Below are 14,728 nucleotides of genomic sequence, written 5' to 3' on the forward strand. Positions count from 1 at the left end.
TCCGTACCGAACCACCGGGAAGGCCGCCGCCGTGACCGTCCGCATCGCCACCTGGAACATCAACTCCGTCACCGCGCGGCTGCCCAAGCTCCTGGAGTGGCTGGAGAGCGCCAAGCCCGACGTGCTCTGCCTCCAGGAGCTCAAGTGCGCGGCCGACGCCTTCCCGTACGACGAGGTGCGCGAACTCGGCTACGAGACGGCCGCGCACGGCACCGGCCGGTGGAACGGCGTCGCCATCGTCTCCCGGCTCGGCCTGGAGGACGTCGTGCGCGACCTGCCCGGCCAGCCGGGCTACCTCGCCGACGGCGCCCTGCTGCCCGACGTCGAGCCGCGCGCCATCGCCGCCACCTGCGGCCCGGTCCGGGTCTGGTCGGTCTACGTGCCCAACGGCCGCGAGGTCGGCCACGCGCACTACCACTACAAGCTGGAGTGGCTGGAGGCGCTGCGCAAGGCCTCCGTCGAGGACGCCGCCGGCTCCCGCCCGTTCGCCGTCCTCGGGGACTTCAACATCGCCCCGAGCGACGAGGACGTCTTCGACGTGGCCGCCTTCGAGGGCCTCACCCACGTCACCCCGGACGAGCGCGCGGCCCTGGAGGCCCTCGACGGGATCGGCCTGCACGACGTGGTGCCGCGCCCGCTGAAGTACGACCGCCCCTACACCTACTGGGACTACCGCCAGCTGGCCTTCCCCAAGAACCGGGGCATGCGGATCGACCTCACCTACGCCAACAAGCCCTTCGCCGACGCCGTCACCGACAGCTACGTCGACCGCGAGGCCCGCAAGGGCAAGGGCACGTCGGACCACGCGCCGGTCGTGGTGGACCTCGACCTGTGAGCGCTGCCGGGCACCACGCCGTAGGGCCTTCCGCAACCCGGGCCGCAGGCCTGGCCGGGCGCCGTACCGGGAGTCACCCCAGGTCACGGGCCGTAACCCGAACGGTCCTGAGCGCTGGCTGAGCGCGGGGCGCGTGCCTACCGTCGGTGAATGACCGGGTGCAGTTGATCGAACCAGTGGACATGGGAGTCCCCGGCTGCGCCCGAGAATCCCGGAGGTTCCGGCATGCGCCCCACGCGTACGGCCGCCGCCGCCCTGATCGGCGCGACGGTGCTGACCGGTCTGACGGCCCCCCTCGCTTCCGCCAGGGACGGCGCGGCCTCGGTCAGCCCGTCCCAGGCCGCACCGGGCCAGACCGTGACGGTCACGGTCACCTGCGAGAAGTCCGAGAAGCCCGACGCCAAGACCATCACCGCCCGCTCCGCCGCCTTCGAGGGCGGCCCCGCGACCCTCACCCTGGGCTCCGACGGCAGGCACACCGGTTCCGCCCGGCTGGCCCCGCAGCACACCGGGGACAGCAAGGTCGACGGCACCTGCCCGGACGGCGGCGCCTTCTCCACCACCGTGACGGTCACCACCGTCGCGGCCACCACCCCCGACAAGGGCCTCGGCGACTGGGGCAAGGCGGCGGGGGAGTGGGCCGGTTCGCTGGGGCAGTCCGGTGCCGGCAGCCAGCAGGTCGCCCCGCACGGCGCCGTGCAGACCGGCCTCGGCGGCTCGGTCGCGGCGGACCCGGCGGAGCTGGCCGGGGGCCTCGCCCTGGTCGCGGGCGGCATCGGCGGCTTCTGGCTGCTGCGCAGGCGCGGTGCCTGAGGGCATCCGCCCGTCCTGTGCCCCGCCACCGCGCCCCGCCACCGCGGGCTACCGCTCACCACGGACCGACACCGCGCCGCCGGACCCTGACGGGACCGGTGGCGCGGCGGCGTACCCGGCGTGCTGCGGACGAGCGGGCGGGCGGCCCGTCAGACGGCCAGGGCCTCCGGGTGCGCGTCCGGCGCCGTCCCGTCCTCGTGCGCGAGGATGCCGGAGGCCAGCAGGTACTGGGCCAGCACATAGGTCGCCATGATCCAGAACTGATGCCCCGGCAGCTCCCGCCACTTCGCCAGCTGGGTGGCGATCAGCGTGTCGGAGAGCAGGAACAGCGCCCCGCCGAGCCCGGTCCGCCAGCCCAGCCCGGCCGAGGTGACGGCCGTCGAGGCGAGCAGCAGGCTGTAGCCGGCCACCGGCACCTTCAGGTCCCCGAGGTCCGGCCAGAGCTGTCCGACCAGGGCCACCCAGGCCGTCGCGTACGCGGCCGCGACCACCAGGGACCGGCGGCGGTCGGTGAGCGCGCCGCGCCGGACGAACATCGTCACGTAGCAGACGTGCGCCGCCGCGAAGGAGCCCATGCCGGCCAGGAACGCGGGGTCGTTCTTCAGCTGGAGCAGCACGTCGCCGCCCGCGCTCAGCAGCAGCGCCGGTGCCAGCAGCTTCGGCGCCTCCCGTTCGGCGGTCCCGGCCGCCGTCAGGCTGTGCGCGGCCAGCAGCGGCATCAGCGCGGGCTTGGTGGCGTTCCGCAGCACCTGGGCGCCGGACAGGATCGCGCCCAGGTGCGCCGCCGAGGCGGCCGCGAAGCCGCCCAGCAGGCCGTTGGCCGAACGCAGGCGCGCGCCGAGGACGGCACGGGTGGTCGTACGAATGCTCATGCTGGCGCGGCCTCCGACGGTCGGGCGGTGGGGGGATCCGCACTGACCCTAAGGGAGTCGAACGTACGGCGGAAGGGCGGGTTACCGGTGCGTAACCCGGGTGGGGCCCGGCGGATGACGAGCGGGCCGGCGGCATGCCGGAAGGGGCGGCAGCGGCCCGGGGGGCCGCGGACGGCCGGCGGGGCGGGCGAGGAGCGGAGGGCGGGCGGCCGCTTCGAGGGCTCTTGCGGAGACTTCCGCGGGAGGGCGGTTGCTGCCACCGGGTGACCCGGGCACCGTCTAGTCTGGATCCCGACATGGACCAGCAGGAGTACGCGGTCGGCGCCACCCGGGTGGCCGCCGGCCGGCCGGACGGACGTAGGGGCGGGGCAGGCCGGGGGACCGCCGCCGCCGTCCTCGCCGTACGCGAAGCCGCGCCGCCCGCCGGTACCGCTGACGTGGCACCTGGGATCCTCCGTGCGGGCGGTGCTGACGCCCCGCAGGCACCCGCTGTCGCAGCTGCCCCCGGAGGATCCGGCGGTCCCGCCGGCCTCGGTGGTCCCGGTGGCCTCGCCGGCCTCGGTGGTCCCGGCGTCCCCGAAGCCGCCGCTGCCCCTGAGTTCGCCGGTGCCCCTGAGCACGCCGCTGCCCCTGGGAGCGCCGATGTCGCCGGTGCCGCCGACGGCTCGGTCCTCTCGCCCGACCCGGGGCTGCTGCGGCTGGCCCACTGGTTCGCCGCCGCCGCCCCCGGCACCGCCGACGACCTCTGTACCGCCTCCTTCGGCCTCTACCCCGCCCGCCACCTCGGCGCCCCCGCCGGGCCCGCCGACCCGGGCGTCAGCTGGTGGCACGGCCCCACCGCCCACCCCGCCGCGGCCCCGCGCTCGCGCGAGGACCGCACCGACGGCGGCCTGCGCCGGGCCCGGCGCGACTCGGCCGCCCTGCCCGTCGTCCGGTCAGGCGCCAAGCCCGGCGGGCCCGGCAGGCACCGCAAGCCCGAACGCGCCCGCCCGCTGCCGGAGACGGCCGCGCCCGTACCGCCCGACGCACCCCCGGTCACGCAGGATCGTTCCGGCGAGGAACTCCCCACGGCCGAACGGCGGATCGCCGCCCGGCTGCTGCTCGCCCACCCGCTGGTCACCGCCTCCGGCCCGCACGCCGACGGCTTCCCGCTGATCCGCCGTCACCGCGACTGGCTCACCGAGCGCTTCGACACACTGCTCGGCTACCGCCTCGACGTCGGGCCCTGGCACGCCCGGCTCTGCAAGGCCGGGCTGGGCCCCGGCGCCGTCCGCCGGCTCGAACACCCCGCTACCGGGGCGCCGTTCACCCCCGGCGGCTACGCCCGACTCGCCCTGGCCCTGGCCCTGTTGGTCGACGCCCCGGAAAAGCTGGAGTACCGTCGGCTGCTCGACTCGATGCACGCCGCCGCGCCCGAGCTGACCGGTGACCTTGCCGCCGACCCGGCCGACCTCGACCTGGCGCTGGCCGCCCTCGCCGGGTGGCAGGTGCTCGGTGATCTCCCGGCCGGTCCCGCCGACGACTCCTTCGTGCTGACGGTGGACCGCGAACTCGCCCGCGCCGTCCCGGTCGGCCCGCCCGCCCTCGCCGACGACGCCGACGACCTCATCCGCCGCGCCGCCGAAGCCGAACCCGCCACCGCCGTGCGCCGCCTCCTCGCCGAGACCCCCGCCGTCCTCGCCGCCGACCTCCCCGAGGGCCACCGGACCTGGCTCGACGAGCACCGGCTCAGCGGCCCGGCCGTCCTCGCCGACTTCCTCGGCCTGGAGGCCGAACTGCGCGCCGAGGGGGTCGCCCTGCTCGACCCGGCCGCCGAACTCACCGACCTCGCGCTCCCCGGCGTCGGCACCCTCGCCCAGGCCGCGCTGCTGCTGGTCGAGCGGCTGGTCGAGGAGGTCCGCCCGCTGCCCGGCGAGACCACCGAGGGCGACGTCCCGATCCCCGACGCGCTGATAGACGGCGTCCTCGGCGACATCGCCGACGAGTTCGGCCTCCCGGCCCGCTACCTCTCCGACCGCACCGCGCTGCGCCGCGACGCCCTGGACCTCCTCCTCCGCCTCGGGCTGATCACCCCCACCCCCCAGCCCAAGCGGCCCCCGACCTGGCACCTCCGCCCGCACGCGGCCCGCTTCGCCCCCGCCCCCGACCTCCGGCCCGCCGCAGGCACCGGCCGCCACTCCCGCCCGCCGCGCTGATCCCGGCCCGGCTGGTCCCGGCCCGGCCTCCGGCCAGGAAACCCAGGCCAGGAAGCCCCGGTCAGGAAAAGCAGAAGCACCGCGCCCGATGGCAGGGCGGCGGTGCTGGGAGGGAAGGGGCGGTTACTTGCCGGCGCTGGCGCGGGCCAGGGGTCCGTGGTCGACGGTTTCCACCGTGGCGCCGACACCGAAGGTGCCGAGGGCGACGGAGCAGAGGACGGCGATGCAGGCGAGGAGGCGGCGGTGCCGCTGGGGGAGCGGGAAGCGCGGTTCCTGGTAGGGCGCCTGAGGGCTGGCGTTCATGACAGGGAGGTTTCCAGGACGGCGTGAACGGTCGGTACGCGCGGGTGAAGTCCGGACGGGGGTTTGGCGTCGGTTGGCCGCATACGCCCCACTCCTCGTGAATGGGGCGTATGCGCTGGTCAGCGCTCTGTGGTCCGGCCGGCGGCCTGCTCGGTGGCCCGCTCCGAGGCCCGGTCGCCGACCGCGACCCGGACGGCGTCCCGCAGGCCGTGCTGGGGGTGGAAGCGGCCCGGGCCCGCGGCCGGGTCCTCGCGGAGTTCCTTCACCAGCGAGACGCACAGCAGCAGCATCACCACGACGAACGGCAGGGCGACCAGGATGGTCGCGTTCTGCAGCGCGCTGAGCCCGCCGGCCAGCAGCAGGGCCGCCGCGACCCCGCCCATCAGGACGCCCCAGACGACCACCAGCCAGGTGCGCGGGTGCAGCGAGCCGCGGCTGGAGAGCGAGCCGAGCACCAGGGAGGCGGAGTCGGCGCTGGTGATGAAGAAGGTCATCACCAGCAGCACCGCGACGACACTGGTGACCCCGCCGAGCGGCAGTGCGCCCAGCATCTCGAACAGCGAGGCCTCGGCGCCCTGCGGAATCGTCGCGACCAGGTCGGCCGCGCCGGTGGAGGCCAGCCGGATCGCGGTGCCGCCCATCACGCAGAACCAGATCACGGTCGCCCCGCTGGGCACCAGCAGCACGCCGAACAGGAACTGCCGGATGGTGCGGCCGCGCGAGATCCGGGCGATGAAGGTGCCGACGAAGGGCGCCCAGGAGAGCCACCAGGCCCAGTAGAAGATCGTCCAGGTGCCGAGCCAGCTCTCGTCGGTGAAGGCCCCGGTCTGGGTGGACATGCCGAGCAGGTCGGAGAGGTAGCCGCCGACCGTGGACGGGATCGCGTCCAGCGCGAACACCGTCGGGCCGAACACGAAGACGAAGAGCATGATCAGCGAAGCCAGTACGACGTTCGCGGTGGAGAGCCACTTCACGCCCTTGTGCACGCCGGAGAAGGCGGAGAGCACGAAGGCGGCGGTCAGCGAGCCGATGATGACCAGCTGGGCGTTCTGGGTGTTGCGGACGGAGGAGATGTAGCCGAGGCCGTCGGCGACCTGGAGCGCGCCGAGGCCGAGGCTGGTCGCGGAACCGAAGACGGTGGCGAAGACGGCCAGCAGGTCGATGGTCCGCCCGGCCCAGCCGTCGGCGCCGCGCTGCCCGATCAGCGGGACGAAGGCGGCGGAGATCCGGTTGCCGCGCCCCTTGCGGAAGGTCGTGTACGCGAGGGCGAGGCCGCCGACCGCGTAGATCGCCCAGGGGTGCAGGGTCCAGTGGAAGAGCGAGAACTCCAGGGCCTGCTGGGCGGCGGCCGCGCTCTGCGGTTCGAGGCCGGAGCCGGGCTGCGGGGCGGCGAAGAGCTGGAGCGGCTCGCCGACGCCGTAGAACATCAGGCCGATGCCCATGCCGGCGCTGAACATCATGGCGACCCAGGCCAGGGTGGAGAACTCGGGTTCGTCGTCGTCACGGCCGAGCCGGATCCGGCCGAAGCGGCTGAACGCGAGCAGCACGGTGAGGACGAGGAAGACGTCGGCGGCGACCACGAACAGCCAGCCGAAGTTGTGCAGGACCCAGCGCAGCGCGGTGCCGGAGGTGCTGCCGAGCGAGTCCTGGGCGAAGACGCCCCAGGCGACCACCGCCAGCACCAGGACGGCGCTGATGCCGAAGACCGCCCGGTCGGTGGGGAGGGTGGCGGCGGGTTCGTCGGGCTCCTTCACGCGCTGGTCGGGCTGCGGCGGTTGGCTGCTCATCGGGCGGACCTCTCGACATGCGCGGACTCGATCTGTATGTCGCACTATGTCCAGTCCGTTCCGCGAGCGGCGGGAGGGCGCGCCGGGGAGACGGCGGGTGAGGACCTACGTCCCGTCAGGCCGCGTGCCCCTCGGCCGGGGCGTACGCGGTGGCGAGGTGGTGGGAGAGCACCCGGCGGCTGCGGCCGGGGTGTTCCGGGTCCGCCCGGGGCGCCACGGGGCCGTTTTCCGGCGAAGTCCGCCATCGGGCCGGGCAGTTCGAGCGGTTCGGGAGGTTCGAGTAGTTCGAGCGGTTCGGGCGGTGCGGCGGACGTCGCGGTGGTCACGTAGTGCTTCGGAGTGGCTACGCTGGGACTGTGGAGTGTGGTTCGGACACCGTACGAACGCCTCCGCTCGCCGGGGCGCTCGCCGTGCCCGCGTCGGCCGCGCCGGTGTCGCCCCGGGCCGGGTGGCCGTCGAGGAGGTGTCCAGGCCCCATGTCCGGAAACGTCCCGCCCGGAAACGTTCCGTCCGGCAGCACCCCGTCCGGCAGCACCCCGTCCGGCAGCATCCCGGTCGGCAGCACCCCGGCCGGAGGGGCCCCGCCCGGAACCATCGGGTCCGGCTGCGTCCCGACCGGCATCGTCAAGCCGCTGCCCGCCGAGTGGTTCGTCCCGCACGGCACCAACGCCGAGATGCGGTGGGACGCCCTGCGCGACGCCGGGGGCGGGGCCGCGGTCGGCCGGCACGTGCCGGTGGAGCGGTTCTTCGTCCGCAACCACACCGGTACCCCGCTGATCGACCCCGGCACCTGGCGGCTCAGGCTGTTCGGCAGCGGCCTGCGCGGCGGCCCGACGGCCGAGCGGCCGGTCGAGTTCGACCTGGCGGGCATCCGGGCGCTGCCCGCGACCCGGATCAGTGCCCTGATCGAGTGCGCCGGCAACGGTCGCGACTACTTCCGCCGCCAGCAGGGCCTGTCCGTCCCGGGTACGCCGTGGGCGCTGGGCGCCATCGGCTCGGCGCGGTGGCGGGGCGTCCGGCTGGCCGAGGTGCTGCGGGCGGCGGGGATGACCGCGGACGCCGTCGACGTGCTGCCGGTCGGGCTGGACGCGGACTACGTGCTCGACGGGGTCAACCACGGCCCGGTGCGCCGGCCGCTGCCGGTCGCCAAGGCGCTGGACGACGTGCTGCTCGCGTACGAGATGAACGACGAGCCGCTGACGCCCGACCACGGCGCGCCGCTGCGGCTGGTGGTGCCCGGCTGGGTCGGCATCGCCTCGATCAAGTGGGTCGGCGCCATCGAGGTCGCCGACCACCCGCTGCACTCGCCGTGGAACACCGACTTCTACCGGATGTTCGGCCCCGGCTACCCGTCCGGCGGCAGCGCTCCGCTCACCACGCAGGTGGTCCGGAGCGCTTTCGAGCTGGCGCCGGACGCGGAGCTGGAGGCCGGCCGGGGACACCGGCTGCACGGGCGCTCCTGGTCGGGCACGGCGCCGGTGCGCCTGGTCGAGGTGAGCACCGACGGGGGCCGGACCTGGCGGCCCGCCGCGTTGCACGGCGGGTCGCCCGCCGACGACTGGACGCGCTGGAGCATCGACTGGCACCCCGACCGGCCCGGCCGGTACGAGCTGCGGGCCCGCGCGACGGACTGTCTGGGCAACAGCCAGCCCGAACGGGCGGTGTTCAACCGGGAGGGCTACCTGTTCGGCGCGGTGGTCGCCCACCCGGTGACGGTGGTCCGAGCCCGGTTCGAGCCGTGTCCGAGTCCGTCCTGACCCCTGCCTGACCCCTGCCTGAGCCCCGTCCCGAGAGCCGGCCCGGCCCTCGGGACGGGGGTCAGCCGGTGGACTGGACCTCGTACGGGGCCGGGTACCGGGTCTCGTAGGGGGTCAGCACCAGCCGCACCACGTCCTCCAGCCGCCGACGGGCGTCCCCGAGGGTGGTCCGTCCGGTCACCCAGGCGGTCAGCTCGCCCTGCCAGGCGTGGGCGACGATGTGCCGCACCAGGTCGCTCGCGGCGGCGGGCACCTCGGCCGTCACCGCCTGGAGGGCGGTGCTGTCGGCCCGCGCCATGCCCTGGAGGGCCTCGCTGGCGAACGGATCGGTGGAGGCGGCCACGGCCACCCGCAGCCGCGCCAGCTCGGGCTGCCGCTGGTAGGCCCGCATGCCGCCCCGGACGAACCGGACGGCCCGGTCGGTGGCCCCGGGCCCGGCCCGGGGGCCGCGCAGCTCGGCCACCAGATCGGCCAGCAGCAGGCGATGCCATTCGGCGATCGCCGCCGCCAGGAGGTGGTCCTTGGAGGAGAAGTAGCGGTACGCCGTCCCCAGGGCGACTCCGGACCGCTCGCAGACCTGCTTCATCTGCAGTCGTTCGACGCCGATCTCGTTCACCAGGGCGAGCGCGGCGGAGATCAGGCTTTCGCGGCGTTCGAGCTGACGCGGAGACATCGCCTCCACCGGCCGTGGTGACAGGTCAACCTTGGTCACCCGCACCATGATACGGGCCGGGGCCGCTCAGGAGTATGACGCCGACCGGCCCCCTCCGTTCGCCCGTAGGTCACCCGGTCCGGCGCCGGTGCGACCGGGCCGGGGCGCGCCCCGACGCCGCACGCCCGACGCGAATTGTCGGACACTCCCTACGGCTGGCGGCGGATCAGCGCCTCCTGGACCGCCGAGGCGACCAGCCGGCCCTCGCGGTCGTAGAACTCGCCGAGCGCCAGGCCGCGGCCGTCCGAGGCGGACGGGCTGCGCTGGGCGAACAGCAGCCACTCGTCGGCCCGGAACGGGCGGTGGAACCACATCGCGTGGTCCAGCGAGGCCATCAGCAGGGTGGGCGGCTCGGTGCGCTGGAAGAAGTTCGGCTGCTCGTCCAGCCCGGCGGTGGAGGCCAGGGTCAGGTCGGACAGGTAGGCGAGCGCGGCGGCGTGCAGGAGCGGGTCGCCGTCCGGCAGGGCCGAGGCGGTGCGCATCCAGACGTGCTGCTGGAGCAGCCCGGGGACGGCCGCCGGCAGCCCGGGGGTCCCCGGCGGGACGAAGCGCACGTCGAGGTCCTGGAATCCGCCGGTGGCGGCGACCGTCCTGCGGACCTCCTCCGGCGCCGCAGCGACGGCGTCCGGCAGCGACTCCGGGGCGGGCAGCGGAGGCATCTCCCGGTGGCGGTCGGCGGCCGGCTCGGGGTGCTTGAGGGAGACGGTGAGGGAGAAGATCTCGTTCTTCCTCTGCATCGCCGTCACCCGGCGGGTGGTGTACGAGACGCCCTCGCGCACCCGCTCGACCAGGTAGTCGATCGGCCGGGTCGGGCTGCCGGGCAGCAGGAAGTAGCCGTGCAGCGAGTGCACCGGGCGCCGGTCCTCGCAGGTGCGCCCGGCCGCGACGAGTGCCTGCGCGGCGACGTGGCCGCCGAAGGCGCGCATCGGGGCTCCGGCGTGGCAGTAGCCCCGGAACGTGTTCTCGTCCAGCTGCTCGATCTCCAGCAGATCGGCGAACCGGGAGGTCGGCCGGGGGTCCCGGGCGGGAGGTGCGGGCGGTGCGGTCAGGTCGGTCACGAGCCCATAGTGGCAGAAGCCAACCGTGCGGTGGTGTGACGTGGATAACGCACCCGGGGTGCCGGCGGTGTATAGAACACGTTCCATTCCGGTGCCGCCCCGACGGATTGTCAGTCCCCTCACCTAGCGTGTTTGGCATGACGCAATCCGCACACGCGTACGCCTATCTCCGTCCGTCGGCCGTCCTGGACGGCGCCGACGGCCGAAGTCTGGACCTGGCCACCTCGGGCGGCGCCACCCCGCTCGGCGCCGCCGCCAACCCGCGCTTCTTCGCGGGCTTCCTGGCCGACCCGGCACCGGCCGCCGCCGCGCTGCTCGCGGTCGCGGACGTCGCCGCCGCGCGCTACTACCAGCCGCAGCTGCGCGCCTCGCTCGACCCGGTGGTCACCGCCAACGGGGACCGGCTGCGGTTCGAGTCCTTCTCCGGCTGCTGCGGCGTCTACGCCCGGCTCGACGTGCTGCGGGCCGGGCTCGACGGCGATGAGATAGGCCACGGCACCACCAACGTGGACGTCAACAACCCGCTGCGCGAGGCGCTGGGCAGGATCGGCCCGGCCGACCCGCTGCACCTCGCGGTCGGGCCGGACGCACTGGAGGTCACCACCTTCGACGGCCCGCTGGTCGAGAAGAAGGTGCCGCTGCCGGAGCGCTGGCTGCGCGGCTTCGCGGAGACGCAGGTCATCGCGGCCGGCTTCGAGTTGCGCGCCGAGCTCCCCGCCGCCGAGGCGGTCCGCTTCCTGCGCTCGCTGCCGCGCGGCGGGCGCGGCGGCGTCGGCTGGGTCGTCCCGGCCGGGCGCACGCTGCGGCCGACCACCCGCCCGCTGCCCGGCGCGGTCTGCCTGCCCGGGCCCGAGCGGCTGGTCGCGCTGCAGCGGGTGCTGCGGCACGCGCTCGCCCTGCGGGTGTACGGGCCGGTGGCCGGCGGGGGCCCGACCGCCTCCGCCTGGGAGGCGGTGCTGCCCGGCATGCGGCTCACGCTGACGCTGTCGCCCGACGCCTCCCGGGGCTTCTCCGGCGAGGGCGGCGTGCTCGACGCGCTCGCCACCGGGACGGCCGAGCAGGACGCCGACCTCGTCTCGGCGCTGCTCGCCTGGGAGCCGCGGATCGAGACCGGGGACCTCGCCGCGCAGTCCGGCCTCAGCCCCGCGCGGGTCCGCGCCGCGCTCACCCGGCTCGGCACCGCCGGGCAGATCGGCTACGACACCGCCGAGGCCGCGTACTTCCACCGACAGCTCCCGTACGCCGCCGGGCGCGCGGAAGCCGCCAACCCGCGGCTGCGGGCGGCCCGGGCGCTGGTCGAGGCGGGGGCGGTGCGGCTGGAGGACGGCGGGGCCACGGCCGTCGTCACGGTGGACGACCACATCCAGCGGGTGCGGACGGACGAGGCGGGGCGGCTGAGCTGCACCTGCCTGTGGTGGGGCAAGTACCGCGGCGGGCGCGGGCCGTGCAAGCACGCGCTGGCCGTCGGGATGGTGCGGGAGTCGGGCACGGAGCCGGGCGCGGGACCGGTGAACGGTACGGAGTCGGTGCGGGGTACGGAGTCGGCGAAGGGGGCCGGGGCGTGAGTGCGACGGCGGGTACGGACGTGGACGGGGCCCGGCCGGGCCCGGTCGAGGAGCTGTTGACGGCCGTCCGGTCCGGGCGGCTGGCGGACATACCGGCCCTGCTCGCCGAGCTGGACGCGGCGCAGCGGCGGGCCTGCCTGCCCGGGCTCAAGGAGCTGCGCAAGGAACTGCGCCAGGAGTGGTCCCAGGACGGGCTCGCCACCAGGAGCAGGCTGCTGGTGGCCGGGGCCGGGTGCCACACCGGCCCGGCGGGGGCCGCGGCCTGGCTGGCCGGCAGCGACTTCAACGTCCGCGACTGGGCCCGGAACTCGGCGCTCCACGTGGTCGTCGAGGCGCAGCCGCAGGAGTGGCAGATCGAGGTCGCCACCCGGCTGGCCGCCCGGCCCTCCCGGGCGTGGGGCTGGCCGATGTACCCGCTCGTCGAGTCCGTGGTCCTGCGGACGGGCTGCGCGGTGCCTAGCAGCGAGCCCTTCGTCCGGGCCTGGCTGGAACGCGCGCTCGACGGGGGCGGCCCACGCCCGACCCTGGCCGTGAAGCTGCGCACGGACCCCTTCACCCCGGTGCTGCTGCCCCTGGTGTTCGAACTCGCCGACATCGGCGGCTGGCTGACGATGAGGATGAGCCCGCGCCGCGGGGACGTCTGGACGGAGGCGATCGGCGAACTGGCCGCCGAGGGCGTCGTGGACCGGACGGCACTGCTCGACCGCTGCCTGGCCCGGCTGCTGCGCGGCGGCAAGCCCGCCGACCAGCGGGCGTTCCTGGAGGTGCTCGGGGAACTCGCGCCGACGCCGGAGGAGTACGCGGCCCGGGTGCGGGACGTCGTCGCGCTGCTGGACGGGCTGTCGGTGGTCGCCGGGCACGCCCAGGGGGTGCTCGTCGGCTTGGACGAGGCCGGACTGATCGGGCCCGAACTGCTCCCCGAGGCCTCGGCGGTGGTGCTCTTCCGGACCGAGAAGAAGCTGGTGCGCGCCCAGCTGGGCTGGCTGGACCGGGCCGCCCGGCGCGCGTCCGAGCGCTCCGGCCCGGTGGTGCTCGCCGCGGCCGACGCCTTCGGCCACGCGGACCCGGGCCTCCAGGAGCGGGCGCTGAACGTGGTGGCCCGCCACCTGAAGGCGGCGGGCGAGGCGGTGCTGCCGGAGCTGCGGTTCGCGGCCGAGGCGCTGAGCCCCGTCCACCACCGGCGGGCCGGCGACCTGTTCGGTGCGACGATCGGCGGCGAGGACGACGACCCGGACACCGGGTGGAGCGAATTCCTCCCGCCCGCCCCCGAGCCGGTCCCGCTCGGCGCGCCGGTCGCCTCGGCGGCCGAACTAGCGGAGGAGCTGTCCGCCCTGCTCGCCTCCCGTGACCCCGGAGTCGCGGCCTTCGAGCGGGTGCTGGACGGCCTCGTCCGGCAGGCCCACCTGGACAGGGAGGCGCTGACCGAGGCGCTGGAGCCGGTCCGCCGGGCGCACCCGTGGCAGGACAACGGCAACTGGGGGGACTGCACGCCGGAGGACGTCCTCTACGTGGCGGTGGCGGCCGCCGGCGAGACGGCGCCGCGGCGGTTCCGGGAGTACCTCGGCATCAAGGGGCGCTCCCCGCTGCGCGGCGCGCGCACCACCGTGCACGGGGCCGTCCTCGCCGTCCGGCTGGAGGAGGCGGCCGGGCAGCTGGGCCGGACCCCTCCGCCGTACCTGCTCGCCACCCCGACGGACGCCTCCGGCGCGCTGGACCCGGCCGTCCTGGTGGAGCGGCTCGCCGGGTACGAGGCGGCGGGCGTCGAACCGGGGGAGGCCGACCTGGCCCAGGCCCTGCTGCGGGTCGGCCCTCGTACGGACAGCGCGGGCACGGGCGGCCCGGGCGCCGACAACGCGGGTACGGACGACGCGGTGCTGAAGGCCGCCGGGGCGCTCGGCTCCCCGGCCGGGCGGCGGCTGGCGCACTGGCTGCGTACCGGCGGCCTGCCCGGGCAGCCGTCCGAGCGGGTGCTGTTCGCGCCCGGCAAGGGCCTGCGGCGCACCAATGTCCACGGGGACCGCTGGTGGGAGGACGTCGAGCGGATCGCGGTCGCCCAGCCGGGTATCGGCACCGGGCCGGAGGGGCCGGCCGGCGAGCGGCTGCCGGCCGAGTTCCGGGCGCTGCTGGACGGCACCGAGCCGAGCGTCGCCCGGGCCCGGAAGGTCTACGACTGGAGCCGGCGGCCCGTCGCGCACTGGTTCGCGATGCTCCCCTGGCACCGGGAGGAACTGGCCGCGCGCTGGCTCGACCCCTTCGCCGAGGGCGCCGACCGGGACGAGCGCGGCGCCGGCCGGCACCTCCCGCTGCTCGCCGAGGCGGGCGGCCCGGCCGGGCTCGCGCTGCACCTGGCGCTGGCCTACGGCCTGGGTGCCCGGCACGCCGAGGACCGGACGGCGTCCGTGGACGCGCTGCTGGTGCTGGCCGCGCGCGGTGGACTGGACGGCGAGCTGCTCGGCCGCGAGCTGGGCGGGCTGGTGGCCTGCGGCACGGTCTCGGCCACCCGGTCGGGTGCGGCGCTCACCATGGCGGCGGAGACCGGCGCCCGTGCGACGGTCTGGTCGGTGCTCGAGGCGGCGCTGCCGGGCCTGCTCGATACGGCGGATCCGTCCCTTCGAGGGCTGGGCGACCTGGTCGCGCTGGCCGCCGACTGCGCCCGGCGCACCGGAGCCCGTGGGCCGGTGGCCGAGGTGACGGCGGTCGCGGAGCGGGCCGGAGCGGGCCGGGTGGTCAAGGAGGCCCGGGTCCTGCGGGACGTCCTCGCGGGCGACGGCTGACACAGCTGACGGATGACGGCGGACGGATGACAGGAAACAGATGACAGAAAACAGATG

11 protein-coding genes are annotated in these 14,728 nt (G+C 75.6%); 6 read left to right on the top strand and 5 right to left on the bottom strand.

All coding sequences use genetic code 11. The features are described from left to right. Window positions 1-31 precede the first annotated feature (31 nt). Together ACFQ6N_RS06235 and ACFQ6N_RS06240 are read left to right on the top strand one after the other, a co-directional pair. Window positions 32-835, top strand: coding sequence for an exodeoxyribonuclease III (locus ACFQ6N_RS06235; RefSeq protein ID WP_380647261.1), 804 nt, complete (start codon window positions 32-34; stop codon window positions 833-835). A 225-nt stretch (window positions 836-1,060) separates the two neighbouring features. After that, window positions 1,061-1,648: a hypothetical protein gene (locus ACFQ6N_RS06240; RefSeq protein ID WP_380647262.1), complete on the top strand. Its 588-nt coding sequence runs from the start codon at window positions 1,061-1,063 to the stop codon at window positions 1,646-1,648. A 149-nt stretch (window positions 1,649-1,797) separates the two neighbouring features. Here ACFQ6N_RS06240 and ACFQ6N_RS06245 read toward each other — a convergent pair whose 3' ends face one another. Then, window positions 1,798-2,520 carry a lysoplasmalogenase gene (locus ACFQ6N_RS06245; protein ID WP_380647263.1) on the bottom strand — a complete coding sequence of 241 codons (723 nt, stop codon included), beginning with the start codon at window positions 2,518-2,520 and terminating at the stop codon, window positions 1,798-1,800. Window positions 2,521-2,816: 296 nt separating this feature from the next. Here ACFQ6N_RS06245 and ACFQ6N_RS06250 point away from each other — a divergent pair, with 296 nt between their 5' ends. Further along, complete coding sequence (locus ACFQ6N_RS06250) at window positions 2,817-4,715, top strand: DUF2398 family protein (protein WP_380647264.1); 1,899 nt, start codon at window positions 2,817-2,819, stop codon at window positions 4,713-4,715. 123 nt (window positions 4,716-4,838) lie between these two features. On the opposite strand, the gene ACFQ6N_RS06255 is transcribed toward ACFQ6N_RS06250, so the two are convergent. Both ACFQ6N_RS06255 and ACFQ6N_RS06260 read right to left on the bottom strand, forming a co-directional pair. Beyond that, the gene (locus ACFQ6N_RS06255; RefSeq protein ID WP_380647266.1) at window positions 4,839-5,018 is read right to left on the bottom strand and encodes a hypothetical protein; all 180 of its coding nucleotides are present in this window, start codon (window positions 5,016-5,018) and stop codon (window positions 4,839-4,841) included. 119 nt (window positions 5,019-5,137) lie between these two features. Next, window positions 5,138-6,805 (bottom strand): BCCT family transporter, encoded by a 1,668-nt coding sequence (locus ACFQ6N_RS06260; protein ID WP_380647267.1) that lies wholly within the window; start codon window positions 6,803-6,805, stop codon window positions 5,138-5,140. Between the two features lie 476 nt (window positions 6,806-7,281). Here ACFQ6N_RS06260 and ACFQ6N_RS06265 point away from each other — a divergent pair, with 476 nt between their 5' ends. Then, a complete protein-coding gene (locus ACFQ6N_RS06265) occupies window positions 7,282-8,562 on the top strand; it encodes a sulfite oxidase (protein ID WP_380647269.1) in 1,281 nt (426 codons plus the stop codon). A 61-nt stretch (window positions 8,563-8,623) separates the two neighbouring features. Here ACFQ6N_RS06265 and ACFQ6N_RS06270 read toward each other — a convergent pair whose 3' ends face one another. Then, entirely contained in the window at window positions 8,624-9,274 is a 651-nt protein-coding gene (locus ACFQ6N_RS06270) for a TetR/AcrR family transcriptional regulator (RefSeq protein WP_380647270.1), read from the bottom strand. Window positions 9,275-9,423: 149 nt separating this feature from the next. After that, complete coding sequence (locus tag ACFQ6N_RS06275) at window positions 9,424-10,332, bottom strand: acyl-CoA thioesterase (RefSeq protein ID WP_380647272.1); 909 nt, start codon at window positions 10,330-10,332, stop codon at window positions 9,424-9,426. A gap of 137 nt (window positions 10,333-10,469) precedes the next feature. On the opposite strand from ACFQ6N_RS06275, the gene ACFQ6N_RS06280 reads away from it, so the two are divergent. Together ACFQ6N_RS06280 and ACFQ6N_RS06285 are read left to right on the top strand one after the other, a co-directional pair. Beyond that, entirely contained in the window at window positions 10,470-11,897 is a 1,428-nt protein-coding gene (locus ACFQ6N_RS06280; protein ID WP_380647274.1) for an SWIM zinc finger family protein, read from the top strand. Beyond that, a complete protein-coding gene (locus tag ACFQ6N_RS06285) occupies window positions 11,894-14,671 on the top strand; it encodes a DUF6493 family protein (protein ID WP_380647275.1) in 2,778 nt (925 codons plus the stop codon). The genes ACFQ6N_RS06280 and ACFQ6N_RS06285 overlap by 4 nt, the downstream gene beginning before the upstream one ends. Window positions 14,672-14,728: the final 57 nt, after the last annotated feature.

It is taken from the genome of Kitasatospora sp. NPDC056446, assembly GCF_042796115.1.
GTDB lineage: Bacteria > Actinomycetota > Actinomycetes > Streptomycetales > Streptomycetaceae > Kitasatospora.

Bases quoted from the DNA above. Each gene is read 5' to 3' on its own strand.
- ACFQ6N_RS06245 (WP_380647263.1), bottom strand. From the start codon at position 2,520: ATGAGCATTCGTACGACCACCCGTGCCGTCCTCGGCGCGCGCCTGCGT.
- ACFQ6N_RS06250 (WP_380647264.1), top strand. From the start codon at position 2,817: ATGGACCAGCAGGAGTACGCGGTCGGCGCCACCCGGGTGGCCGCCGGC.
- ACFQ6N_RS06265 (WP_380647269.1), top strand. From the start codon at position 7,282: ATGTCCGGAAACGTCCCGCCCGGAAACGTTCCGTCCGGCAGCACCCCG.
- ACFQ6N_RS06240 (WP_380647262.1), top strand. From the start codon at position 1,061: ATGCGCCCCACGCGTACGGCCGCCGCCGCCCTGATCGGCGCGACGGTG.
- ACFQ6N_RS06280 (WP_380647274.1), top strand. From the start codon at position 10,470: ATGACGCAATCCGCACACGCGTACGCCTATCTCCGTCCGTCGGCCGTC.
- ACFQ6N_RS06260 (WP_380647267.1), bottom strand. From the start codon at position 6,805: ATGAGCAGCCAACCGCCGCAGCCCGACCAGCGCGTGAAGGAGCCCGAC.
- ACFQ6N_RS06255 (WP_380647266.1), bottom strand. From the start codon at position 5,018: ATGAACGCCAGCCCTCAGGCGCCCTACCAGGAACCGCGCTTCCCGCTC.